This window comes from Mycobacterium sp. KBS0706 (assembly GCF_005938675.2).
In the GTDB taxonomy this organism is placed as follows: domain Bacteria; phylum Pseudomonadota; class Alphaproteobacteria; order DSM-16000; family Inquilinaceae; genus Inquilinus.
The window spans coordinates 1-331 of the sequence record NZ_VCCH02000392.1; the positions used below are offsets into that span (position 1 = coordinate 1).

A 331-nucleotide genomic window follows, 5' to 3' on the forward strand; every position below is an offset into this window, starting at 1 on the left:
TCTGTAGATCTCCTGCCATTCCCCCGGCGTCATCAAAGGATGGCCGGTGGTGACATGTTCGGTGTCGTACCGGTTCATGTCGGTATCCATCCAGACGCCCTGGGCATCCAGTGTCTTGTGATCCTCCGATCCGGGCAGCGGCGTCAGAACGAAGAATTCCAGGATGTCGACCGGCAGCTCGCGCTGGATGATGCCAATATCGCGCTCGATCGACTCGACCCGGTCGCCTGGAAATCCCAGAATGTAGCCGCAGAAGGTGATGACCCCGGCATCCCGCCAGGCCTGCAGCATGCGGCGATAGTCGGTGACCTTGTTCTGCCGCTTCTTCGCA

Annotated in this window: 1 protein-coding gene; it reads right to left on the reverse strand. The window is 60.1% G+C overall.

The window, feature by feature from the left end; all coding sequences use genetic code 11:
* A partial coding sequence (locus tag FFK22_RS43685; protein ID WP_221939332.1) for a hypothetical protein occupies positions 1-331 on the reverse strand: 331 nt, incomplete at both ends.